Source organism: Amedibacterium intestinale, assembly GCF_010537335.1.
GTDB classification, from domain to species: domain Bacteria; phylum Bacillota_I; class Bacilli_A; order Erysipelotrichales; family Erysipelotrichaceae; genus Amedibacterium; species Amedibacterium intestinale.
On sequence record NZ_AP019711.1, the window covers coordinates 859,581 to 881,735 of the forward strand.

The following is a 22,155-nucleotide window of genomic DNA, read 5'->3' on the forward strand; positions in this document are numbered from 1 at the left end:
CCTTGTTTATATGGTATCAATACGTTTATGTTAATGCAAGAAAAAAGCAGCCATATGCATAGCTACTTTGTTTCATCATCCATGGATAAAACCGCCATGAAAGCTTCCTGAGGAACTTCCACACTCCCTACCGCTTTCATACGTTTCTTCCCTTCCTTTTGTTTCTCTAGAAGTTTTTTCTTACGTGAGATATCTCCCCCATAACACTTCGCAAGAACATTTTTACGAAGAGACTTGATATCTGATCTAGCGATGATTTTCCCATTGATAGCAGCCTGAATTGGGATTTCAAACTGCTGTCTAGGAATCAATGTCTTTAACTTTTCACAGATTGCCCTTCCTCTTGGATAAGCAAAATCACGATGAACGATACAACTTAGCGCATCGACAACTTCTCCATTTAACAAGATATCCATTTTTGACAACTTATTTGGCTGATACCCTATCAATTCATAATCAAAAGAAGCATATCCTTTTGTCGCAGATTTTAAACGATCGAAGAAATCATATACGATTTCCCCTAAAGGAAGCTCATATATCAAATTCATACGGGATTCATCAATATACTGCATGTCACTGTAGTTACCACGTTTTTTCTGACACAAATCCATAATCGCACCAACATATTCTTTCGGTGTCATGATACTTGCTTTTACAAAAGGTTCTTCCAAGCGATCAATTTTTTGTACTTCTGGAAGCATACTTGGATTTTCAATGTGCATCATAGAGCCATCTGTTAAATATGCATGATATACAACGGAAGGAGCTGTCGCAATCAAATCAATATGATATTCTCGCTCAATTCTTTCCTGTACAACATCCATATGAAGAAGCCCTAAGAATCCACAGCGAAAACCAAACCCAAGTGCCTGTGAAGTTTCCGCTTCAAACTGTAAGGATGCATCATTTAGCTGTAATTTTTCTAAAGCATCACGTAAATCGTTATATTTTGCAGAATCAATTGGATACAATCCACAATATACCATTGGATTCATCTCTCTGTAGCCATGAAGAGGCTCATCTGCTGCATTGTTAGCATTTGTAATCGTATCTCCGACACGAACATCTTTAATGGATTTAATAGATGCACAAAGCCAGCCTACTTCACCACATTCCAGGCAATCTTTTTTCACTTCTTTTGGATTACGAATACCACACTCTAATACTTCATACTCTGCACCTGTTGCCATAAAACGAATGGTGTCCCCAACACGAAGACTTCCTTCTTTGATACGCACCATTGCAATAACTCCACGATAAGCATCATATACAGAGTCGAATACCAAAGCCTGTAAAGGCGCATCCGGATTTCCGCTAGGTGCAGGTACATGCTGTACAACTGCTTCTAATACATCCTGAATATTTAATCCGTTTTTCGCTGAAATAAGAGGTGCCTCACTGGCATCTAACCCAATGACATCCTCAATTTCCTTTTTCACAACATCCGGCTGTGCACTAGGCAAATCTATTTTATTTATAACTGGTATGATTTCCAAATCATTATCAAGAGCCAAATAGACATTGGCAAGTGTCTGTGCCTCAATCCCCTGTGCAGCATCTACTACTAAAACAGCCCCTTCACAAGCAGCCAGTGAACGTGATACTTCATATGTAAAATCGACATGTCCCGGTGTATCTATCAAATGAAAAATATAATCTTCTCCATCTTTTGCTGTATATTTCAACTGAACAGCATTTAATTTGATGGTAATACCTCTTTCTCTTTCCAGATCCATAGAATCCAGCAGCTGTTCTTTCATTTCTCTTTGTTCAACCGTTTCTGTGATTTCCAGAATACGATCCGCTAATGTTGATTTCCCATGATCAATATGCGCAATAATGGAAAAATTTCGTATATGTTTTTGATCCATGCTCTCAACTCCTAACACTAGTGCTTATTATAACAGAGTTTAACTTCCTTGAAAACAGGGAATTTTTAAAATTTTCTCATATAAAAAGAAGCTTTGTTTCCGCTTCTTTTTATAAAAAACACTGTCCTACCAATTGCTTTCCAGCTCCATTGAAAAATGCTTTTGCATCTGTTTTTGCTTTGCCTTCCATCTGGATTTCATCAATCAAAACATACCCATTTACTGCTGCTATCGCAAAACCGCCATCAAGTAGTCCAAGTACTTCACCCGGTTTTGAATAAATTGCTTTTTCTACTTTTCTAACTTTATGAAATTTTACTTTTTTATTATTGATAATCCCATGTCCCACAGGAAAAGGAATCAACCCGCGAATATGATCGTAGACCTTAGATATATCACGATCAAAGCTGATAAATTCTTCTTCTTTTGAAATCGTATAAGCAAACGTCGCTTTTTCTTCCTGCTGTTCCACAAAAACAGCTTTCCCTTCTTTTATCTTCACAATGCTTTCACTTAACAGCTTCGCCCCTGCTTCTGCCAGCTTATCATACAAACTTCCTGCTGTATCTGTTTCTTCAATTCTAACCTTACATTGTGCCATGACCGCACCAGCATCCATTGCTTTTACCATACGCATAATAGACATACCTGTTTCTTTCTCTCCATATATGATTGCCTTATGAATGGGTGCACCTCCTCTTAATTTTGGAAGCAATGATGCATGCACATTAATACTTCCATACGTTGGAGCTTCCAGCAGTTCACTTGGTATAAACTGTCCATAAGCACAAGTGACGATTAAATCAGCCCCCAGCATCATCAAATCTTTATAATCATCTTTAATACGTACAGGCTGATAAACAGGGATATTATGCTGCAATGCACATTGTTTTACTTCTGACATCTTTAATTCCTGTTTTCTTCCTGCTTTTTTATCTGGCTGTGTAACAACACCGATCACATCATATCCATCTGCTAAAATCTGCTTTAACATGGATACTGCAATATCTGGTGTTCCCATAAACAAAATCTTCATAACTCTCACCTACCGATAACAGTATACCACAGATTTTATTTAGAAAATATCATTTCTGCACACCATCAAACACAATCGCAAATAAACCAGCAGTTTCCTTTACAGCATCTACAACCAAATCACTTGTTGTTTTGGCCATACGAGAAGCCCTGTTTTCTTTTTGTATTTCATTTGTTTGAACTTGTTTTGAAACATTTTTTTGTGTCGCAATATCTTGTTCAAACTGCTGTACTTTTTGTGTGATATCCATACTCGATGTCTCTTTGTTTTGTACATAAGAACCCACTGCCACCAGCAAAAAAACAAGCAAAGCATCCCAAATAAATCGTTTCATATATTCAGCCCCTCCTTCAACATTTCATCAATTCCGACTGCTACAACTTCCAAAGTGTTTTTTACTTCTTCAAATGAGTTATTCTCACTGCCACATTCCATTAAAATGACTCCTTTGCAAACGTATTGATTATAGTAAGCTTCTTTTCTAGTCATCACATCTTTCATAATACCATTTGCATGCTTGTTGACTTTGTCAGTTAACGTCGTTGATATCTTCGTAGCACTTTTTACATTTTTTGAACTCCCTGCAACAACCATCATAGATTTCGCATATGTTTTTCCATTAATCGTTGTATACGTATACTCTCTTGGTACACTGTCTCTATGCAAATCGATACACAAATCAAATCCGCCATATTTCACAAGGGCATCGTTCATAAATTTTTCTGATACTAAATATGCATCATCATAAGTCATGTTATGATCAGAGCGATATTTCGCAAAATTATTTGTTTCTACTACCACTTCATACCCTTTCTTTTCTAGTAAAGATGCAAGAACAAATGCACCATCTAACACCGTTTTCCCATCATTGTATTTTTCATCCTGATGCGTATCATAAATATAAATTTTCTTTCCATTCTTTTTTACAGATTCTTTTTCCTTAGTTGCTGTATCTTTTGGCTTTTCATTCTCTGGCTCTTTTGGCACAATTAAAGGACTATCCGAAGTTGATTCAACATTGCTGTCTTCGTTAAAGCTTTGAAATGTAGTATCTGCCATTACATTTAATTGTTTTTTCAATTCTACATCTTTCGAAAGTGTTTTCTGCTGATAAACAAGATTATTCATTAAAGATGAAGATGTCGCCACTTTCTTTTCAAAGCCTTCTTTAAATGGTGTAACGCATAGGAAAGCAAACATAAGCAAAAGTTTTCCTGCAATCTTGATACCTCCACTCAATTAAAACACCCCCTGCATTACAATGTATGTTTTATACAGGAGGTTCATGTTTATAAAAAATAGGCAAAAATCTACATTCTTCTACAAATTATCAAAATCCGGATGTAAAAAATGATTGATGCCATCTGATAACATGTCAGTTAAATATTGTAATGCATCATCCATAGACTTCGGTGTAACGATCATATCCATACGTTTCACCTTAGATAGTCGTTTCAAGATGTTCTTTGCATCTTTTTCATCTTGTAATACATCCGACACAATAGCACCAACACTAGATACAGTGGCAACACCAATGGCAATCACTGGCACATGCAAAGAGGCTTCATTTAAAGCATGACGATAATTTCCAACACCACTTCCCGGCTGAATACCTGTATCATTCAGCTGAATAACACGGTTGATGCGATTTAAGTTTCGAGTAGCTAAAGCATCAATTGCGATAATCAAATCTGGATGATACATTTGCGTAACACTTTTTACAATAGAGAAACTTTCCATACCAGTTTGTCCCATAACACCTGGTGACAACACCGCTACATTTCTTGTGCCTTTCAAATAGGCTTTATCTTCATTTTCATAAAGATGCGCTGTAACCAAAAGTTTAGAGGCTACATAGGGACCTAAAGCATCACTAATGATTTCTCTATTACCAAGTCCAATTACTAATATTTTTTGAAATTTCAAATTTCTTGCCTCGCACATATGCATCATACTTTCACAAATCGCTTCTGCCATATGTGTTCTAGCTATATGATTTCCCATATCCTCACATTCTATCGTTATATATTCACCTTTTTCTTTTCCCAGTTCATTTTCATCTTCCAATACAGATATATGATGCATTTTTATATAATCATTTCGTTTTTCTGTATAATTATAAGCTTTATTTTTTGTTTCTTTTGTTATTATTTCATCCGCAAAATCTGTATAAATTGTATTTTTTTCTTTCATTATTCAAACACCTCAATTAGAGTATGGATTTTTTTAGTTAACTTTATTGCTTTTTCAAAGTGTTTTTGTTATAATTTACAGGCAATAAGTATGAGGAGGTGCAATATGCCACAGATCCAGTCTCAGAAAAAACGTGTAAAAACTAACAACAAGAGAAATTTAGCTGTTAACTCTCAGAAATCTGCACTGAAAACTGCTATTAAAGCTGTATTATCTGCTGTAGAAGCAAATGATAAAGAAGCTGCAGTTGCTGCATTGAACACAGCTAACTCTAAATTAGATAAAGCAGTTGCTAAAGGTATTCACCACAAAAACTATGCAACTAGACAGAAATCACGTTTGGCAAAAGCAGTAAATTCAATCGCTGCATAATAAATCGGTCTTTGGATCGATTTTTTATTTATAGAAAAGAAAAATCTAAAAAGGCTTAAATTCTAAGTGAATCTAAGCCTTTTTTAATCCATATAAGTTCTTTTTTACAACAATCGAACAACATCATTCCATGTCGCAAATACCATTAATCCAACAATCAAGATAAGTCCAGCCATCATAACTGCCGTTTGAACCTTTTCATTTAACTTACGTCCAATCAATGTTTCAATTAAAATAATAAAGATTCTTCCTCCATCAAGAATTGGAATTGGAACTAGGTTCATAACACCTATATTTACTGATAACAATGCAATCAACGCCAAAACAGGAATAAATCCAGCCTGTGTAATTTCCGCTGTAACATTATAAATACCTACAGGACCACTTAAATTTTGTAAACCTACACCTTGAATCAGTTTTCCTAAAGCATCTATAACACTTTTAACAGAATCTATCATCTGTTCAGTTCCATATGGTATACTTTCCAGTAAAGTTAATTTCTTAATTTCACCTTGTGGATATTGAACTCCCATCTGATATATATTATCTTCTTCATTATATTGCGCATCCATATGAAGTTTTACTTCTTTATTGTCACGCAAAACGGTAAATGTCAAATCTTGCGGATAATATTGAATAAATTCCACAACATCATCACTTGATTTAACATTTATGGATTCTTCTTTACTTTGAATTTTTACTACTTCATCTCCAACTTGAAAACCAGCTTTTTCTGCAGGATAATTGGGTGCAACTGTTTGGACAATTGCTTTTGAAGGGACACTTACTGCACCTTGCCATGCGGTAATACCAATGAAAATCAGCCATGCCAAAACGATGTTCATAAACGCACCAGCGCCCATCACAACAATCTGTTTAAGTGGAGAAATACCATTTATCGTTCTTTCAAATGGGATATCTTCATCTGTATCCTCTTCCTCTCCTTCTTCCCCCGCCATTGCGACAAATCCACCAATTGGAAATGCACGAATAGACCATGCAGTTTCTCCCTTCTGCTTTTGCCAAACAACAGGGCCCATACCAATCGAAAACTCTTTACAATATACATTAAACTTCTTAGCAGCAATCAAATGCCCCAATTCATGAACAATGATAATAACACTAAGAATTAAAATAAAGTAAATAAAACTTAATACGCCGCTCATGAAACAGCTCCTTTCTTCCATTGATCTATTACAAATTGTCTAGCTTTTTTATCACTATCAATAATTTCCTCTAATGTAGGATTTTGAATAAATGGCAAGTTTCTAACTGCATTCTCAATATAGGTTTCAATCGAAAGAAAACTTATCTTTTTATTCAAAAACAAAGAAACTGCTTCTTCATCAGCCGCATTCATGATAGCTCCAAGATTTCCACCTTTTCTTCCTACCTCATAAGCTAGTGCTAATAAAGGATAACGTTCAAAATCCATCTTTTCAAAGTGTAAAGCAGGATACTTCGTGAAATCAAATGGTTCATCATTATGCATAACTAGACGATTTGGATAAGATAATGCATATTGAATAGGCAAACGCATATCTGCACTGCCCAATTGTGCAATAATCGCATGATCTTGATACTGTACCATTGAATGTATGACACTTTCTCGATGCAATACAACATCAATCTGCTCATAAGGAAGGTCAAACAAATAATGTGCCTCAATAACTTCAAATCCTTTATTCATCATTGTAGCACTGTCAATTGTAATTCTGCCGCCCATGCTCCAGTTGGGGTGTTTCAATGCCTGCTCAACAGTTACATCTTTTAATTCTTCTCTAGACTTATCGCGGAAGCTTCCACCACTTGCTGTAACGATGAGTTTATCAACTTCTTTTTTATCATTTCCCTGAAGGCACTGTAAAATTGCAGAATGTTCTGAATCAATTGGATAAAGACGAACCTTATTTCTTTTTAAAGCTTCTTTTACCAATGGTCCTCCAGCCACAAGACTTTCTTTGTTAGCCAAAGCAATATCTTTTCCATTATTGATGGCTTCCAAACATGGCAACAATCCTCGAAAACCAACAACAGCATCTACAAAGATATCATAATCAGTCAACTTTGCCAGTTTTACCAATCCTTCATCACCACTATAAAATGTAATATCTGGATACAGTTCTTCTAATTCAGATAGATGTTGTGCATCCGCAACACTAACGTAGCGAACCGTATTTACCTGCGATAAAATTTCTTTTAGTTTTGGTATATTATGTCCAACACTTAATCCAATAATACGAAACTTTTCACTATGGTGTAAAACAACATCAATTGTTTGCGTTCCAATAGAACCACTAGCACCTAATAATACAATATTTTTCATAGAGTCATCACCACCAGCATCAAATAAAAGCAAATAAAATTAAATACAAGAGAATCTACACGATCCAATACACCGCCATGTCCTGGCAGTAAATTTGAAAAATCTTTGATTCCATAAGAACGTTTGATAGCACTGAATGCTAAATCTCCTATCTGTCCTGTAATTGTTAAAATCATACTGGCAAACAGCATCCCAGTAACCGATACATTGTCTATACATAAACATGCAAAGGCAAAAGACAGAACTGCTCCAAAAAACCATCCTCCAATAGAACCTTCCCATGTTTTCTTAGGAGAAACACGGGGATTTAACTTATGTTTACCAAAAAATCTTCCACATAAATATGCAGCTGTATCACATACGTAAGTTGCGATAATAATATACCAAATAAACATTGCGTCTTTTTCATAAATATATAAAAAAGAGCGAGCAATTAAAGCAAACAAAGCAATATATCCGATACAATGAAAACTATCTTTTGCTGGAAACTTTTCACTAAAAACAGGAATTGATAACATCCCCAGCATAAAGACTCCAAGAAGTGGAAGAACCAAACTTTCTGTACAGAAAGTTAACACAAAGACACAAATAATAGCAAGTGGCAATACAACTGCTGGCCAATGATCTTTATGTTCACTTAAGCCGAGCAATTCAATTCCTCCTGCAATAATAATAAATGCAATTAACAGATTCAAAAGCCAACCACCTAACAGAAGTGGCGGTATTACACAGGCAAGAATCCCTATTGCTGTTATCACTCTGGTTTTCATTCCGTTAACCCTCCAAATCTTCGATTCCTATGATTAAACTCGTCAATGGATTCTTCTAGACATTCTTTTGTAAAGTCCGGCCATGCAACTGGTGTAAAAATCAACTCTGCATATGCTATCTGCCATAACAAGAAATTACTGATACGTAATTCACCGCTTGTACGTATCATTAAATCAACTTCCGGCATACCTTGTGTCATCATATACTCACCAAAAGTATCTTCATCAATATCACTTGGAGCTTTCCCAGCTATGACATCCTGTGCATATTTCTGTGCAGCAAGTGTTATTTCTCTTCTAGAACCGTAATTTACTGCAAGACATAAAATAAGACCAGTGTTTTGTGCAGTTTCCGCAACAGCCGTTGTTATAACATTTTGTGTTTCTTTAGGAAAACGTTCAATTTCACCTAAAAAAGTAACACGTATATTATTCTTCTTCAATTCTGCAAGATAACGATTAAAAAATAATTTTGGCAACTTGCATAAATAGTCCACTTCACTTTCTGGACGTTTCCAGTTTTCTGTAGAAAACGCATAGCACGTTAAAGCCTTAATACCTAAATCATTGCATGCAATTGCAATTTTACGAATATTTTCAGCTCCCTGTTTATGACCGGCAGTACGTGGGAGCCCTCTTTTCTTTGCCCATCTGCCATTTCCATCCATAATAATTGCTACATGCTGGGGGATGTTTCTTTCTGTCATGATTGACAACCTCCTCATTTCCATAATTCCATATTTTATATTATATCATAAGTCAACACTATCTACAAACAAACCCATCTTTTAAAATACGTAGCATATAGCAAGTAAAGACAAATTAAAAAAGAAATCTGCATGAAACAGATTTCTAAATATCGAATATTAAACTTTCATTATTTCTGCAGATTTTTCTGAAACAGCTGCATCTACTTTTTTAACGTATTCATCTGTTAATTTCTGAACTTTTTCCTGAAGCTTCTTAGATTCATCTTCTGTCAGTTCTTTATCTTTTTTGATTGCATCATTACCTTCACGACGTACATTACGAATCGCAATTTTAGCTTCTTCTCCCATTTTATCAGCTGTTTTTGTAAGTTCCTTACGTCTGTCTTCAGTTAAAGCAGGTACATTCAAGCGAATAACTTCTCCATCGCTCTGTGGAACTAAACCTGTATCACTTGTAGCAATTGCACGTTCCAAATCTTTTAATGTAGATTTGTCATAAGGTTTGATTACCAATTGACGTCCTTCAACAACCTTAATACTAGCAACCTGATTAATAGGTGTCATACTGCCATAATATTCAAATTCAACATGTTCCAGCAAAGAAGCATTTGCTACACCAGTACGAATTGTTTTTAAGTTTCCCTGCAGCATTTCTACTGCTTTTTCCATTTTATGCTTTGTAAGTTCTAAAATTTCCATAATTTAATTTCCTTCCTTTGAGATAATCGTTCCGTTTACTTCACCACGAACTGCTTTTAAAATATTTCCAGGTTCATTCATATTAAATACAATTAAGTCTACATCGTTATCCATACACATACTTGTAGCGGTTGTATCCATTACCTGAAGTCCCTTCTGAAGAAGATCCATATAGCTTAAAGAATCAAATTTTACAGCTTCTGGGTGTGTCTTAGGATCTGCACTATATACACCATCAACCCCATTTTTAGCCATCAAAATAACATCTGCCCCAATTTCACTTGCACGAAGTGCTGCAGTTGTATCTGTAGAAAAATAAGGGTTTCCAGTACCTGCACCAAAAATAACAATACGCCCTTTTTCTAAATGACGAATAGCTCTTCTTACAATAAAAGGCTCTGCTACTTTCTGCATTTCAATTGCTGTTTGTACTCGTGTAGGAACACCAGCCTGTTCCAATGCTCCCTGTACAGCTAATGCATTAATGACTGTAGCAAGCATCCCCATGTAATCACCCTGTACACGCTCAATACCAATACTTTCAGCCATTTTACCACGAATGAAGTTTCCTCCACCAACAACAATGGCTAAATCAACACCTAATTCACGTACTTGTTTCAATTCCTCCGCCAATGCTTTTAAGATTGCAGGATCAAACGCATTTCCTGGAGAAGATAAAGCTTCCCCACTTAATTTTAATAATACTCGCTTATACATACCAAGTCCACCTTTGCTTTTTTGCTTTCGTTATAATTATAATGAAAATACTTACAAAAAGGAAGAGAAATCTCCTTTTTTTTATATTTCTTCAAAAGAAATCTCTCTCCCTAGAAAAAAGGAAACGATATCGTTTCCTTTTCTTGTTTTAATTAACCACCAAATGCCTGGCTCATTACTTCTTCAGCAAAGTTATCTTCGCGTTTTTCGATACCTTCACCAACAGCATAACGTACAAAGCTTACAACTTCAACACCGTTTTCTTTCAAATACTGACCAACTTTCTGATCTGGATTCAAGAAGAATTCCTGTTCAACAAGACATAAATCTTTTAAGTTTTTGCTGATTTTTCCTTCAATGATTCCAGCTAATACTTTTTCAGGTTTGTTAGCTAATTTTTCATCATTTTTAACGATTTCAGTCTGTACTTTTCTTTCATGTTCAACAACATCAGCTGGCATTTCGTCACGGCTAACATACTGAGGAGCCATACTAGCTACCTGCATAGCGATGTCTTTCGCAACTTTTTCATCTGCTTTTCCTTTTAATGTAACTAAAGCAGAAATTTTACCACCCATGTGAACATAGCTTCCGAAGAATTCATCATCAGCTTTTTCAACAACAGCGATACGACGAAGAGAAATTTTTTCTCCAATTGTTGCTGTTGCATTTGTGATTGTATCAGTTAAAGTACCTTCTGCAGTTGCGCAAGCAAGAGCAGCATCTACATCAGCTGGTTTATTAGAAACTAATAAAGTCTGTACTGTGTCTAACAATCCCAAGAACTGTTCGTTTTTCGCAACGAAGTCAGTTTCAGAGTTAACTTCAAATACAACACCAGTGTTTCCTTCTACTGCAGAACGAGTAAGTCCTTCAGCAGCAATACGATCACTTTTTTTAGCAGCTTTTGCGATACCTTTTTCGCGTAGCCAGTCGATGGATTTTTCCATATCTCCATCACATTCACTTAAAGCTTTTTTACAATCCATCATCCCTGCACCAGTTTTTTCGCGCAGTTCTTTTACCATAGCAGCAGTAATCATGTTTTTATCCTCCTAAATGCTATTTATTCAGCAGCTTTTTCTTCTGCTGTTTCAGCTGTTTTTTCTTCAGCAGGTTTTACATTTTCACGTTTCTGATAAGGAGCTTTTCCATTACGTCCACGGTTACGGTCGAATGGACGACGGTTACGACGTTCTTCGTTTCTCTGACGACGACGTCTTTCATTTTCAGCAATCTGTTCTTCAACGTTGATGATAACATCTTTCATTGTTACATCTTCTTCATTTTCGTCAACGCTGTGAGCAACACTTAACAATCCACCTTTTGCTTCAACGATAGCATCTGCCATTAATGTTGTAATAAGTTTTACTGAACGCATAGCATCATCGTTAGAAGCGATAGGATAATCTACCATTTCTGGATCACAGTTTGTATCTACCATAGCAAATACAGGGATTCCTAATTTTTTAGCTTCTGCAACAGCGTTATGTTCTTCTTTTGGATCAATTACAAAAATTGCATTAGGCAATTTTTTCATTTCTTTAATTCCACCTAAGAAGTTTTCCAAACGTGCTTTCTGTTTTTTAACCTGAGCAACTTCTTTTTTAGGATATAGATCCAATGTTCCGTTTGCTTCCATTTCTTCAATTTCAATCAAACGACGAACACGTTTCTGAATTGTACGATAGTTTGTCAATAAACCACCTAACCATCTCTGGTTTACAAAGAAACTTCCTGAACGAAGTGCTTCTTCAACAACAACAGTCTGTGCCTGTTTTTTAGTTCCTACAAATAATACTTTTCCGCCTTTTTCAGCGATTTCTTTCATTGCAGCATAAGCAACATCCAACTGTTCCAAAGTTTTTTCCAAGTTGATGATGTAAACACCATTTCTGCTAGCGTAGATGTTTGGTTTCATTTTTGGATTCCATCTACGAGTCTGATGTCCAAAGTGTACACCAGCTTCCAATAATTTTCTCATTGATACTACTGACATTTTAATATCCTCACTTTCCGTTACGTCCTCCACCACTTCTAACGACAGCAACTTATCATCAATGCATTCACGCATCTAAAGCACGGGCTGTGCGAATCCGTGATGTGTGTAGTCTGCGTTAAGTAATCACGCATCACTAAATATTATAACATACCTGTTTATCTTTTCAACAAATTTTTTAATTTTTACTTTTATTCGATCGTATTGTTCTTTTCTGCACGAGGATGAGCATTCAAATATGTCTGTTTCAAACGTTCTTGTGATACATGTACATAAATTTGTGTTGTAGACAAAGAAGAATGTCCCAGCAGTTCTTGTACCACTCTTAAGTCTGCCCCATTATCCAGCAAGTGTGTTGCAAAACTATGACGAAACATATGGGGATGAAGATGCACTTGCAAATCCGTTTTTTTACCAGCTATATCCAAGCGATATTGAATCCCTCTGGATGTCATTTGTTTTCCTCGCTGATTCACAAAAACATAATCGTGGCTGCCATCACACCATAGTCCACGTACCGTATGTAAATAGGACTTAAGCAATTGTTTCGCTGTATCATAGAAAGGAACAATGCGCTGCTTATCCCCTTTTCCTGTAATACGCACGATCTGTTCTATAAAATCAATATCCCTTATTCGCAAAGAAGAGATTTCACTTACACGCATTCCACAAGCATACATAAGTTCAAACATGGCACGATCTCTTAACTCTTCTGGTTTTGATAAATCAAATGATGATAAAAAAGTTTCCATTTCATCATAAAACAAAAACTCTGGAATACGTTTTGCTTTTTTAGGAGCTTTAAAATACAAAAAAGGATTGTTTTGAATGCCCACATACTCATTTAGATATCGATAAAAAGAGCGAAGAGAACTCAATTTACGAGCTATCGTAGAATTTTTTAAAGTCCCCATTGTCCCTGCCTTATTCCTTAAATAGGTAACATACCCCATAATTAGAATTCGATCGACATCTTCAAGCGAAGACACATTCTGTGATGTTAAAAAAGAGATAAATTCTTTTATATCTCTTTCATAAGCATCGTATGTATGTTTGCTTCCACTATTTATATCATTTAAATATTTAAGAAACCGCTCAACATACGTTTCCATTAAGCAAATTTCTCCTGATATTCTTCAATCACCGCAAGTGCCTGTTTAGCAAAAGCTTCTTTGCGATCTTTTTTCTTTACTTTCCCTTCCAGCTGCATGATTCCAAAATTCGCATTCATAGGCTGAAAGTACTTAGGAGAAGCATGTGTAATATACTGTGCCATAGAACCCATCACACAAGTACTAGGTAATTCTACACACTCTTTTCCTCTTATCAGATTTGCCATATTTAATCCTGCTAACAAACCACTTGCTGCACTTTCTACATATCCTTCCACACCTGTTAGCTGACCTGCAAAAAACAAATCATCACGCTCGATATGCTGATACGTAGGTCTTAATACTTTTGGTGAACACAAATAGGAATTTCGATGCATAACACCATAACGCACAATTGATACATTTTCCAATCCTGGAATCATACTTAAAATACGTTTTTGTTCTCCCCACTTCAAATGCGTTTGAAAACCAACTATATTATAAAGCGTAGCAACTGCATTATCCTGACGAAGCTGAACGACTGCATAAGGCAGTTTCCCATCCGGTGTTTCCAATCCAACTGGTTTCATAGGCCCAAACAGCAATGTTTTTTCTCCTCGTCTTGCCATTTCTTCAAAAGGCATGCATCCTTCAAAATACGTTTCCTCAAAGTCATGCAGATGCGCTGTTTCCGCATGTATTAATTCCTGATAAAAATGATCAAATTCCTCTTTTGACATTGGACAATTAATATAGGCAGCTTCACCTTTATCATATCGAGATTTCACATACGCTTTTGTAAAATCGATACTGTCTTTTTCTATAATCGGCGCAGCCGCATCATAAAAGTGAAAATATTCTTCTTTTGTTAAACGCTGTATTGCCTGACTAAGAGAATCGCTTGTCAAAGGCCCACTGGCAATAATAACTGGTCCTTCGGGAATTTCACAAATCTCTTCATGAACAACTTCTACAAGAGGGTGTGAACACAAAGTGTCTGTGATTGCCTTTGAAAAGTTCTTCCTGTCGACCGCTAAAGCACTTCCAGCAGGCACTCTGTGTGTATCTGCCATACGCATGATCAAAGAGTCAAATTGACGCATCTCCTCTTTTAAAATCCCAACTGCATTAAGCAAAGAATCACTTCTTAAAGAATTGGAACAAACAAGCTCCGCAAAAGCATCACTTTGATGCGCAGGTGAACTTTTCTTTGGACGCATTTCAATTAAACGTACTGGTATTCCTCTTTTTACAAGCTGCCAGCAGGCTTCACATCCTGCAAGTCCAGCCCCTACAATCGTCACTTTTTTCATGATGTTTTTTCCTCATCTTTCTTTCCTGCTTTTTTCACAACTTTCTTAGCACTTTTTCTAGTTGTTTTCGCAGTTTTCTTGGTTTCATCCTTAGACGTTTTTTCTGCTTTTGCTTTTTTAGGCTCTTTTTTGATATAACGACATTTTGGATAATTGCTGCATCCTACAAATGTCGTACCAAATCGTGATTTACGCTGTACCAGATCATGTCCGCATTCTGGGCATTTTTCTCCAGTAGGCACAGGATCTTCTTTTACCTTTGTGCTTTTAATATATTTACATTCTGGATAATTGCTGCAAGCCAGGAAAGAACCATAACGTCCTTTTTTCATCACCATTTTACTACCGCAGTTTGGACAAACTTCCTCTACACCGCCATTTTCCTCTTCTTCCTCACTTTTGGTATAACGGCAATTAGGGAAATCTATACAGGATATGAATTTTCCATAGCGTCCTACCCTGTATACAAGATCATTTCCGCATTCTGGACATTTTTCTCCCGTTTTCTCTAATTCCTTTTTCTCCATGTTTTCATAAGCATTTTCCAACAAAGGTTCAAACTGATTATAAAATGTACGGAGTTCTTCAATGTTATTTCGTTCTCCATTCGCAATTTCATCCAAATGATGTTCCATATCAGCCGTATACGTTACATTAATGATAGAATTAAAAAACTCCTGTAATTTCGCATCTGTAAGTTCTCCCTGCTCTGTAGGAAAAAAGACTTTCGTTTTGCTTCCTTCACTAGGTCTATCCAAAGAAACATACCCTCTTGCCTGCAAAGTATCAATGATAATTGCATACGTAGAAGGTCGACCAATGCCTTTCTCTTCCAGATCTTTAATCAAACGTGCTTCACTATAGCGAAGCGGCGGTTCTGTAAAGTGCTGTTTTCCTTCCAATTCTACTTCATGGAAAACCTCTTGTTCCTGCATTGCCGGCAACATTTCATCTTTTACCGTTTCATAGTCACTGTAAACTTTTAAGTATCCATCAAACATCAAAATAGAACCATTAGCACTAAATTCACAGCCATCACACACAATCTGTGCATTTACGACATCAAAACGACTGGCAGCCATTAAAGATGCCAATGTACGCGCATAAATAAGTTTGTACAATTTATACTGATCATTTGTCAAATAAGGCTTAACCTCTTCTGGTGTATTTTTAATATTCGTAGGACGAATTGCCTCATGAGCATCCTGTGCATTTTCACTGTTTTTCTGACGAGCGCGTCCACAATATTCTTTCCCATAAATTGTTTCAATGTGACTTTCTGCATCTTTTACAAAAACATCACTTAAACGTGTAGAATCCGTACGCATATAAGATATAAGACCTTCTGTACCATTTGCCAAAGGAAGACCTTCATACAATTTCTGTGCAATCTGCATCGTTTTTTTCGCACCAAAGCCCAATTTTGTACTAGCTTCCTGCTGTAATGTAGAAGTGATAAAAGGCATACGTGCTTCTTTTTTACGTATTTTTTTCTCAATAGAAGACACTATAAAATCTTTGCTGCAGCGTGCAATGATCGCATCTACATCTTCCTGTGTTTTTAAATTTGCTTTCTTTCCATCTACCTTAATTAGATTTGCTTTAAATTCTTTTCCATCTTTTTCAAAATTCGCACCTAATGTCCAATACTCTTCACTTTTAAATGCACGAATTTCATTTTCTCGCTCAACGATCAAACGCAAAGCAACCGATTGTACACGTCCTGCTGATTTAGAACGTATCTTGTTTTGTAAAAGCTTGCTTAACTTAAACCCAATAATACGATCCAGCATGCGTCGTGTTTCCTGACTTTTCACCAGATTCTGATCAATTGTACGAGGATGTTTCAACGCTTCAACAACTGTGTTTTTTGTGATCTCATGAAAGATAATACGGTTTTCATCTGCCATATCAAGATCCAAAACATTAGCCAAATGCCATGCAATCGCTTCACCTTCACGATCGGGGTCACTTGCTAAATATACATGTTCACTTTTTCCAGCCAGTTCCTTTAATTCCTTAACAACAGCACGTTTGTCGCTGCTAATTTTGTATGTAGGTTCAAAATCATTTTCTACATCAATTCCAAGACCACCTTTTCCAGTAGTCGCTAAATCACGTATATGTCCTTTTGAAGAAACGACATGATAGTCTTTTCCCAAATATTTTTCAATCGTTTTTGATTTGGAAGGGGATTCCACTATAACTAAATTCTTCATTATGTCCTCCTTGCTTAAAATGTACGTCTCTTATTGTTTGATTTTTTTCAGAATTTGTCAAGCTTTTTATCTCAAATTAATTCAATATCTGTAATATCGCTTAAAATACCTGCCCCTTGCGCAATCAGTAAGTTTCCTCCTTCTCCATAAGCATCTCCAAAAGCATGAGGCATACAGTACACTGGAATATCCAATGCTAATGCTTCATTAACCGTAAGCATAGAACCACTTCTTTTCTTTGCTTCCACAACAATAACAACATCACTTAATGCCGCTAAAATTCGATTTCTCCATGGAAAATGAAACGCTAATGGAGCTACCCCTTTAGGATATTCACTTAAAATCAAATGATTCTTACGCATCGTTTTATAAAGTGCTTCATTTTGCTTTGGATAAATCACATCCAGCCCACATCCAATAACACCAATCGTCCCTCTGTTTAAGCTGCACTGATGCGCAATGGAATCAATTCCTTTTGCCAGTCCACTAACCACAACATACTTATTTGACAAATGCCTGCATAAAGTCCTGCACATTTCTACTCCTTTTTCACTTGCATCTCTACTTCCAATAATTCCTGCACTTTTTCTATCCAGCAGCGCAAGATTTCCTTCATAAAACAAGATCCATGGCGCATATTGTAATTTTCTTAGTTTTTCCGGATATTCTTTATCAAGCACAGTAACAAAATTTCCATTATATTCTATTTTTTCCCATGGTTCATTTGCTTCTATTGCTTTTTGTATATACTTCCATTCACCTTTGTATTTTACCGCATAATATAAAATTTGTTCTCTCATATAAAAACACCTCCTATTTCTTATACGATACAAAGATGCAAATATACAAAAAGAACTGCATAAAAACAGTTCTTTTATGATTTTTTTGTTTTTTATTTTTCTATACTTCCCTTTAATAAATCAATTTTCGCATCATCTACTAATATTTCTTTTGCACTCGTTAGTAAAGATGCCATATTCTGCAATTCGCTTGGTACTACGATTTTAGTAGCTTTTCCATCTGCCATTTTTTCATAAGTTTCCAAACTCTTCAAGCTTAAATATTCTTTTGTTGGATTTGCATCTTTGATCATTTCAATACCACGAGCCTGTGCTTCATAAATACGCTCCATTGCTTTTGCTTTCCCTTCAGCCTCAGCAATCATAGATTCCTTTTTCGCATTTGCACGTAGAATCATCGCTTCTTTTTCACCTTCGGCAGTTAAGATAGCACTTTTCTTTTCTCCCTCTGCCTGCAGAATTTTTTCACGACGTTCACGTTCTGCACGCATCTGTTTTTCCATTGCTTCCTGAATATCACGTGGAGGAATAATATTTTTAACTTCCACTCGATTTACTTTGATTCCCCAAGGATCAGTTGCTTCATCTAAGATAGCACGCATTTTTGTATTAATAATATCACGAGATGTCAATGTTTCATCCAGTTCCAATTCCCCAATGATATTACGAAGTGTCGTTGCGGTTAAATTTTCAATTGCAGTAATTGGTCCAACAACTCCATACGTATATAATTTAGGATCTGTAATCTGAAAATAAACAACTGTATCAATCTGCATCGTTACATTATCTTTTGTGATAACTGGCTGCGGTGCAAAATCTTTTACAATTTCTTTTAATGTAACTTTATTCGCAATTCTATCCACAAAAGGAATCAACACATGAATTCCCGTATTCCATGTGGAATGATATGCACCCAGGCGCTCTACAACATAAGATGTTGCCTGTGGAACAATTCGAACCAAATATGCAAATAAACCGGCAATAAGTAATAATACAACAACAATAATGATAATCGTTAAAATATTCATAGTCTACCTTCCTTTATTTATCTTCATTTTGTAATTTCATCACAAGGAGTTTTGCCCCCTCGATTGCAACCACTTTTACGCGACTTCCTTCTTCTATTTCTTCATCCTCAACACTGACTGCATGCCATATGGTCCCTTGAATTTTCACTTCTCCCCAATCATTGGAAGTGATCTTTTTTGTTACGATTCCTTTTTCCCCAATATAGCGATCTGCATTTGTTCTAACAACATTCCCTCTTAAATAGCGTGCCGCAACAGGACGAACAATAAGCATACTCAGAAAAGACATAATCACAAAAACTGCAATCTGTATCCCAATTGAAAAATCAAGCAAAGATACCAGTGCCGCAGCACAAGCCCCTACTGCAAACCAGATGCTTACCAGAGCACTTGCTGTAAGCAATTCTAAAACTACCGCAAGCAATCCTACTCCAAGCCAAACAAGCCACATCATCATCACCCCTTTACATTCATCAATTCACTCAAATCAACTACCAGCATATTTTCTTTATCAGAAAACTGTGCATGCATCTTTAAGCCATCAATGGTCTGTTTCAATAAGATGCTCAATTCCTCTATGATGGCTTTATTGCTGATACGAGCATATCCTTTTCCTATGGAGACTTTATGCAGCTGCTCCTTAGAAACAAGCTGCAAATCAACCTCTCGCTTCGTAACAGGTCGAATTGCTAAAGAAAGATTCTTTTTGTCAATTCCAATCATGCACCAGCGAATATCCTGAAAATATGCAGCAGCGCTACTGTTTAAAGTAATGTTTGTCGGATTTAAGGTAACAACCAGTGAATAAACATTACTTTTTACCCATTCAAACATTTTGCCACCACCTTTCTACTTTCATTATAGAACTTTCTTATTTTTTTGCAACAATTTTCTTATTTTTCTTATTTATTTTTCATAATAAAAAAATACCCTGTTTATCACAGAGTATTACAGTTCAAATTGCAGTTGTGCCATCTTAGCTACCGGAGCATAGCTTTTACGATAAAGATGATCAATTACCCCATATGTATGCATAGCCTCCAAATGTGCTTTTGTTGGATATCCTTTGTGTTTTGCAAACCCATATTGAGGATATCGTTTATCGTAAGCATACATAATACAGTCTCTTGTTACCTTAGCCAAAATACTGGCAGCCGCAATACTGACACTCTTCTGATCACCTTTCACAAGAGAAATCACATCTTTATCACACTGAGGCAATGGCATTGCATCTGTTAATACGCCATCTGCCCCATCAAACATGCTGCTTAAATCCTGCATAGCTTTTTGTGTAGCGCGATAAATATTTAATTCATCAATGATTTTGGGCTCAATGATAAGAATATGATACTCATCTGCTAAACGAATAATTTCTTTAAATAATGCCTTTCTTTTTTTCTCACCGATTTTTTTAGAATCATAAATCTCTTCATGAGAAAAGCCTGGTGGAAATGCTACTGCCGCTACAACTAGCGGTCCAGCCATAGGTCCTCTGCCTGCTTCATCAATACCGATAATTTTTTTCTTTCCTGCTTTCCACCATTCTATTTCATAGTGATTCTCACACTTCATCTGCATTCTCCCATGTAATAGATCCTAAGCGATCATCACGAATCTCTCGCAGAAAGGTTTCTATCGTTCGTTTAAAATCAATCTCTTTCCCGTTTTTTAAGAAGCCTCTTTTTTCTGCAATTTTCGTAAAATTAGAATAAGGGTCCTCATCTAATTCAATAGCATAGCGTTTTTCAAGAAGTTCCGGTTTATGCTGCATTAAAAAACGCATTGCCCAGGCTGCTACTTCCTCTAAAGGTAAGATTTCATCACGAATCGCACCGGATACCGCCAAAAGAACACCAACTTTTTCATCTTCAAATTTTGGCCATAAAACTCCCGGTGTATCCAGCAACTCTAAATTTGCATTTACCTTTGACCATTGCAGAGATTTTGTAACCCCTGGACGATCTCCTGTTACCGCAATTTTCTTTTTGGAGATACGATTAATAAATGTTGATTTACCAACATTTGGAACACCTACCACCATGGCACGAATCGCTCTTGGACGAATCCCTCTTCGCTTCATTCTTTCAATTTTCGCTTTCATAAGTTCTTGAGAAGCTTCTACTACTTTCGGTGTAATATTTTCCTTTATAATATCCAAAGCAAGCACTTTAACATCTTCTTTTTGAAGCTTTGTAATCCATTTTCTTGTTTCTAGCGCATCTGCCTTGTCTTTTTTTGAAAGAATAATAAGACGAGGCTTCTGATTGCATAATTCTTCGATCATCGGATTTTTAGACGCATTGGGAATACGGGCATCTCTTAATTCAATGACCATATCCACCATTTTCATTTTCTCCTGCATTTCCCTTTTTGCCTTTGTCATATGACCGGGAAACCATTGTATTCTAATTGTATCTTGTTTATTTTCCATTTGAGACATACCTCACTTTATCAATTGGAGAATAGATCAACATCCCTTTCGCAATAATCTTATCTCTGGTAAATGGACCTACACTGCGAGAATCCATAGAATTATTACGATTATCCCCCATTAAAAAATACTCATTATCTTTAAGAGTTACAGGTGCCATATCCTGCGTAAATGTTTTTAATTGCTGCTGTTTTACAACTTGTTCTGCATAGTTCTTATCTAAAAAGGGTTCCTCTATCTCTTTATTATCTACGTATAAAATACCATCTTGATAAGAAATTGTTTCTCCAGGCAAGCCAATTACCCTTTTTACCCATAAATCTTTATTATCAGGGCTGTGTACAACCACAACATCGAAACGCTCAATATCTGTTAAATAAGAAGCCGCAACATTTACAATAACATGTTCTCCATCTTCCAAGGTAGGATACATAGAAGAACCTACCACTGTGTTTTTACGTAAAACAAAAGTAAAGACAAGCATTAATATGATGAATGCCACCAATATCATTCGCAAAAAATCTAAAATACTATATAAAATATCATATTTATCTTTCTTGTTCTTCACACAATCACCTTC

The 22,155-nt window shown here is 36.1% G+C and carries 24 protein-coding genes; 1 reads left to right on the plus strand and 23 read right to left on the minus strand.

The window, feature by feature from the left end; genetic code table 11:
- Positions 1-62 precede the first annotated feature (62 nt).
- The 5 genes from lepA to gpr form a co-directional block, all read right to left on the minus strand.
- Entirely contained in the window at positions 63-1,871 is a 1,809-nt protein-coding gene (gene lepA, locus A9CBEGH2_RS04450; RefSeq protein ID WP_118277103.1) for a translation elongation factor 4, read from the minus strand.
- 109 nt (positions 1,872-1,980) lie between these two features.
- Positions 1,981-2,907, minus strand: a complete 927-nt coding sequence (gene fmt, locus A9CBEGH2_RS04455) for a methionyl-tRNA formyltransferase (RefSeq protein WP_199594487.1) — start codon at positions 2,905-2,907, stop codon at positions 1,981-1,983.
- Positions 2,908-2,956: 49 nt separating this feature from the next.
- On the minus strand, positions 2,957-3,241 hold the full coding sequence (locus A9CBEGH2_RS04460; RefSeq protein WP_118277102.1) for a hypothetical protein: 285 nt from the start codon (positions 3,239-3,241) through the stop codon (positions 2,957-2,959).
- Entirely contained in the window at positions 3,238-4,146 is a 909-nt protein-coding gene (locus A9CBEGH2_RS04465; protein WP_232057312.1) for a stage II sporulation protein P, read from the minus strand. Before A9CBEGH2_RS04465 ends, A9CBEGH2_RS04460 begins: the two co-directional genes overlap by 4 nt.
- 81 nt (positions 4,147-4,227) lie before the next feature.
- Entirely contained in the window at positions 4,228-5,100 is an 873-nt protein-coding gene (gene gpr / locus A9CBEGH2_RS04470) for a GPR endopeptidase (RefSeq protein ID WP_118277101.1), read from the minus strand.
- Between the two features lie 105 nt (positions 5,101-5,205).
- Here gpr and rpsT point away from each other — a divergent pair, with 105 nt between their 5' ends.
- On the plus strand, positions 5,206-5,472 hold the full coding sequence (gene rpsT, locus A9CBEGH2_RS04475; RefSeq protein WP_115714982.1) for a 30S ribosomal protein S20: 267 nt from the start codon (positions 5,206-5,208) through the stop codon (positions 5,470-5,472).
- A gap of 104 nt (positions 5,473-5,576) precedes the next feature.
- On the opposite strand, the gene rseP is transcribed toward rpsT, so the two are convergent.
- The 18 genes from rseP to lepB form a co-directional block, all read right to left on the minus strand.
- A complete protein-coding gene (gene rseP, locus A9CBEGH2_RS04480) occupies positions 5,577-6,638 on the minus strand; it encodes an RIP metalloprotease RseP (protein WP_118277100.1) in 1,062 nt (353 codons plus the stop codon).
- Entirely contained in the window at positions 6,635-7,798 is a 1,164-nt protein-coding gene (gene dxr, locus A9CBEGH2_RS04485) for a 1-deoxy-D-xylulose-5-phosphate reductoisomerase (protein ID WP_118277099.1), read from the minus strand. The genes rseP and dxr overlap by 4 nt, the downstream gene beginning before the upstream one ends.
- Entirely contained in the window at positions 7,795-8,568 is a 774-nt protein-coding gene (locus tag A9CBEGH2_RS04490) for a phosphatidate cytidylyltransferase (protein ID WP_115714985.1), read from the minus strand. Before A9CBEGH2_RS04490 ends, dxr begins: the two co-directional genes overlap by 4 nt.
- Positions 8,565-9,275, minus strand: coding sequence for an undecaprenyl pyrophosphate synthase (locus tag A9CBEGH2_RS04495; RefSeq protein WP_115714986.1), 711 nt, complete (start codon positions 9,273-9,275; stop codon positions 8,565-8,567). Before A9CBEGH2_RS04495 ends, A9CBEGH2_RS04490 begins: the two co-directional genes overlap by 4 nt.
- Before the next feature lie 159 nt (positions 9,276-9,434).
- Positions 9,435-9,977, minus strand: coding sequence for a ribosome recycling factor (gene frr / locus A9CBEGH2_RS04500; protein ID WP_115714988.1), 543 nt, complete (start codon positions 9,975-9,977; stop codon positions 9,435-9,437).
- 3 nt (positions 9,978-9,980) lie between these two features.
- Positions 9,981-10,694, minus strand: a complete 714-nt coding sequence (gene pyrH / locus A9CBEGH2_RS04505) for a UMP kinase (RefSeq protein ID WP_115714989.1) — start codon at positions 10,692-10,694, stop codon at positions 9,981-9,983.
- Between the two features lie 152 nt (positions 10,695-10,846).
- Positions 10,847-11,737: a translation elongation factor Ts gene (tsf, locus tag A9CBEGH2_RS04510; RefSeq protein ID WP_118277098.1), complete on the minus strand. Its 891-nt coding sequence runs from the start codon at positions 11,735-11,737 to the stop codon at positions 10,847-10,849.
- Positions 11,738-11,760: 23 nt separating this feature from the next.
- Positions 11,761-12,693, minus strand: a complete 933-nt coding sequence (gene rpsB, locus A9CBEGH2_RS04515; protein ID WP_115714991.1) for a 30S ribosomal protein S2 — start codon at positions 12,691-12,693, stop codon at positions 11,761-11,763.
- A gap of 191 nt (positions 12,694-12,884) precedes the next feature.
- A complete protein-coding gene (gene xerC, locus A9CBEGH2_RS04520; protein WP_118277097.1) occupies positions 12,885-13,805 on the minus strand; it encodes a tyrosine recombinase XerC in 921 nt (306 codons plus the stop codon).
- Positions 13,805-15,097, minus strand: coding sequence for a methylenetetrahydrofolate--tRNA-(uracil(54)-C(5))-methyltransferase (FADH(2)-oxidizing) TrmFO (gene trmFO / locus A9CBEGH2_RS04525; RefSeq protein WP_118277096.1), 1,293 nt, complete (start codon positions 15,095-15,097; stop codon positions 13,805-13,807). The genes xerC and trmFO overlap by 1 nt, the downstream gene beginning before the upstream one ends.
- On the minus strand, positions 15,094-17,316 hold the full coding sequence (gene topA / locus A9CBEGH2_RS04530; RefSeq protein WP_118277095.1) for a type I DNA topoisomerase: 2,223 nt from the start codon (positions 17,314-17,316) through the stop codon (positions 15,094-15,096). Before topA ends, trmFO begins: the two co-directional genes overlap by 4 nt.
- 71 nt (positions 17,317-17,387) lie before the next feature.
- Entirely contained in the window at positions 17,388-18,116 is a 729-nt protein-coding gene (dprA, locus tag A9CBEGH2_RS04535; RefSeq protein WP_118277094.1) for a DNA-processing protein DprA, read from the minus strand.
- 92 nt (positions 18,117-18,208) lie between these two features.
- Entirely contained in the window at positions 18,209-19,144 is a 936-nt protein-coding gene (locus A9CBEGH2_RS04540) for an SPFH domain-containing protein (protein ID WP_115714996.1), read from the minus strand.
- Positions 19,145-19,157: 13 nt separating this feature from the next.
- Positions 19,158-19,595, minus strand: a complete 438-nt coding sequence (locus tag A9CBEGH2_RS04545) for an NfeD family protein (RefSeq protein WP_115716060.1) — start codon at positions 19,593-19,595, stop codon at positions 19,158-19,160.
- Between the two features lie 5 nt (positions 19,596-19,600).
- Positions 19,601-19,978, minus strand: a complete 378-nt coding sequence (locus tag A9CBEGH2_RS04550; RefSeq protein ID WP_118276904.1) for a hypothetical protein — start codon at positions 19,976-19,978, stop codon at positions 19,601-19,603.
- Between the two features lie 114 nt (positions 19,979-20,092).
- On the minus strand, positions 20,093-20,716 hold the full coding sequence (locus A9CBEGH2_RS04555; RefSeq protein ID WP_118276903.1) for a ribonuclease HII: 624 nt from the start codon (positions 20,714-20,716) through the stop codon (positions 20,093-20,095).
- Positions 20,706-21,575, minus strand: a complete 870-nt coding sequence (ylqF, locus tag A9CBEGH2_RS04560; protein ID WP_115714999.1) for a ribosome biogenesis GTPase YlqF — start codon at positions 21,573-21,575, stop codon at positions 20,706-20,708. Before ylqF ends, A9CBEGH2_RS04555 begins: the two co-directional genes overlap by 11 nt.
- Complete coding sequence (gene lepB, locus A9CBEGH2_RS04565; RefSeq protein ID WP_232057313.1) at positions 21,565-22,143, minus strand: signal peptidase I; 579 nt, start codon at positions 22,141-22,143, stop codon at positions 21,565-21,567. Before lepB ends, ylqF begins: the two co-directional genes overlap by 11 nt.
- Positions 22,144-22,155: the final 12 nt, after the last annotated feature.

What these genes read in the sequence shown, in the direction of transcription:
- topA (WP_118277095.1), bottom strand. Translation starts at nt 17,316, where the DNA reads ATGAAGAATTTAGTTATAGTGGAATCCCCTTCCAAATCAAAAACGATT.
- dprA (WP_118277094.1), bottom strand. Translation starts at nt 18,116, where the DNA reads ATGAGAGAACAAATTTTATATTATGCGGTAAAATACAAAGGTGAATGG.
- A9CBEGH2_RS04460 (WP_118277102.1), bottom strand. Translation starts at nt 3,241, where the DNA reads ATGAAACGATTTATTTGGGATGCTTTGCTTGTTTTTTTGCTGGTGGCA.
- trmFO (WP_118277096.1), bottom strand. Translation starts at nt 15,097, where the DNA reads ATGAAAAAAGTGACGATTGTAGGGGCTGGACTTGCAGGATGTGAAGCC.
- rpsT (WP_115714982.1), top strand. Translation starts at nt 5,206, where the DNA reads ATGCCACAGATCCAGTCTCAGAAAAAACGTGTAAAAACTAACAACAAG.
- fmt (WP_199594487.1), bottom strand. Translation starts at nt 2,907, where the DNA reads ATGAAGATTTTGTTTATGGGAACACCAGATATTGCAGTATCCATGTTA.
- gpr (WP_118277101.1), bottom strand. Translation starts at nt 5,100, where the DNA reads ATGAAAGAAAAAAATACAATTTATACAGATTTTGCGGATGAAATAATA.
- A9CBEGH2_RS04490 (WP_115714985.1), bottom strand. Translation starts at nt 8,568, where the DNA reads ATGAAAACCAGAGTGATAACAGCAATAGGGATTCTTGCCTGTGTAATA.
- xerC (WP_118277097.1), bottom strand. Translation starts at nt 13,805, where the DNA reads ATGGAAACGTATGTTGAGCGGTTTCTTAAATATTTAAATGATATAAAT.
- rseP (WP_118277100.1), bottom strand. Translation starts at nt 6,638, where the DNA reads ATGAGCGGCGTATTAAGTTTTATTTACTTTATTTTAATTCTTAGTGTT.
- A9CBEGH2_RS04495 (WP_115714986.1), bottom strand. Translation starts at nt 9,275, where the DNA reads ATGACAGAAAGAAACATCCCCCAGCATGTAGCAATTATTATGGATGGA.
- A9CBEGH2_RS04555 (WP_118276903.1), bottom strand. Translation starts at nt 20,716, where the DNA reads ATGAAGTGTGAGAATCACTATGAAATAGAATGGTGGAAAGCAGGAAAG.
- pyrH (WP_115714989.1), bottom strand. Translation starts at nt 10,694, where the DNA reads ATGTATAAGCGAGTATTATTAAAATTAAGTGGGGAAGCTTTATCTTCT.
- A9CBEGH2_RS04545 (WP_115716060.1), bottom strand. Translation starts at nt 19,595, where the DNA reads ATGTGGCTTGTTTGGCTTGGAGTAGGATTGCTTGCGGTAGTTTTAGAA.
- frr (WP_115714988.1), bottom strand. Translation starts at nt 9,977, where the DNA reads ATGGAAATTTTAGAACTTACAAAGCATAAAATGGAAAAAGCAGTAGAA.
- tsf (WP_118277098.1), bottom strand. Translation starts at nt 11,737, where the DNA reads ATGATTACTGCTGCTATGGTAAAAGAACTGCGCGAAAAAACTGGTGCA.
- A9CBEGH2_RS04550 (WP_118276904.1), bottom strand. Translation starts at nt 19,978, where the DNA reads ATGTTTGAATGGGTAAAAAGTAATGTTTATTCACTGGTTGTTACCTTA.
- dxr (WP_118277099.1), bottom strand. Translation starts at nt 7,798, where the DNA reads ATGAAAAATATTGTATTATTAGGTGCTAGTGGTTCTATTGGAACGCAA.
- rpsB (WP_115714991.1), bottom strand. Translation starts at nt 12,693, where the DNA reads ATGTCAGTAGTATCAATGAGAAAATTATTGGAAGCTGGTGTACACTTT.
- ylqF (WP_115714999.1), bottom strand. Translation starts at nt 21,575, where the DNA reads ATGGAAAATAAACAAGATACAATTAGAATACAATGGTTTCCCGGTCAT.
- lepA (WP_118277103.1), bottom strand. Translation starts at nt 1,871, where the DNA reads ATGGATCAAAAACATATACGAAATTTTTCCATTATTGCGCATATTGAT.
- A9CBEGH2_RS04540 (WP_115714996.1), bottom strand. Translation starts at nt 19,144, where the DNA reads ATGAATATTTTAACGATTATCATTATTGTTGTTGTATTATTACTTATT.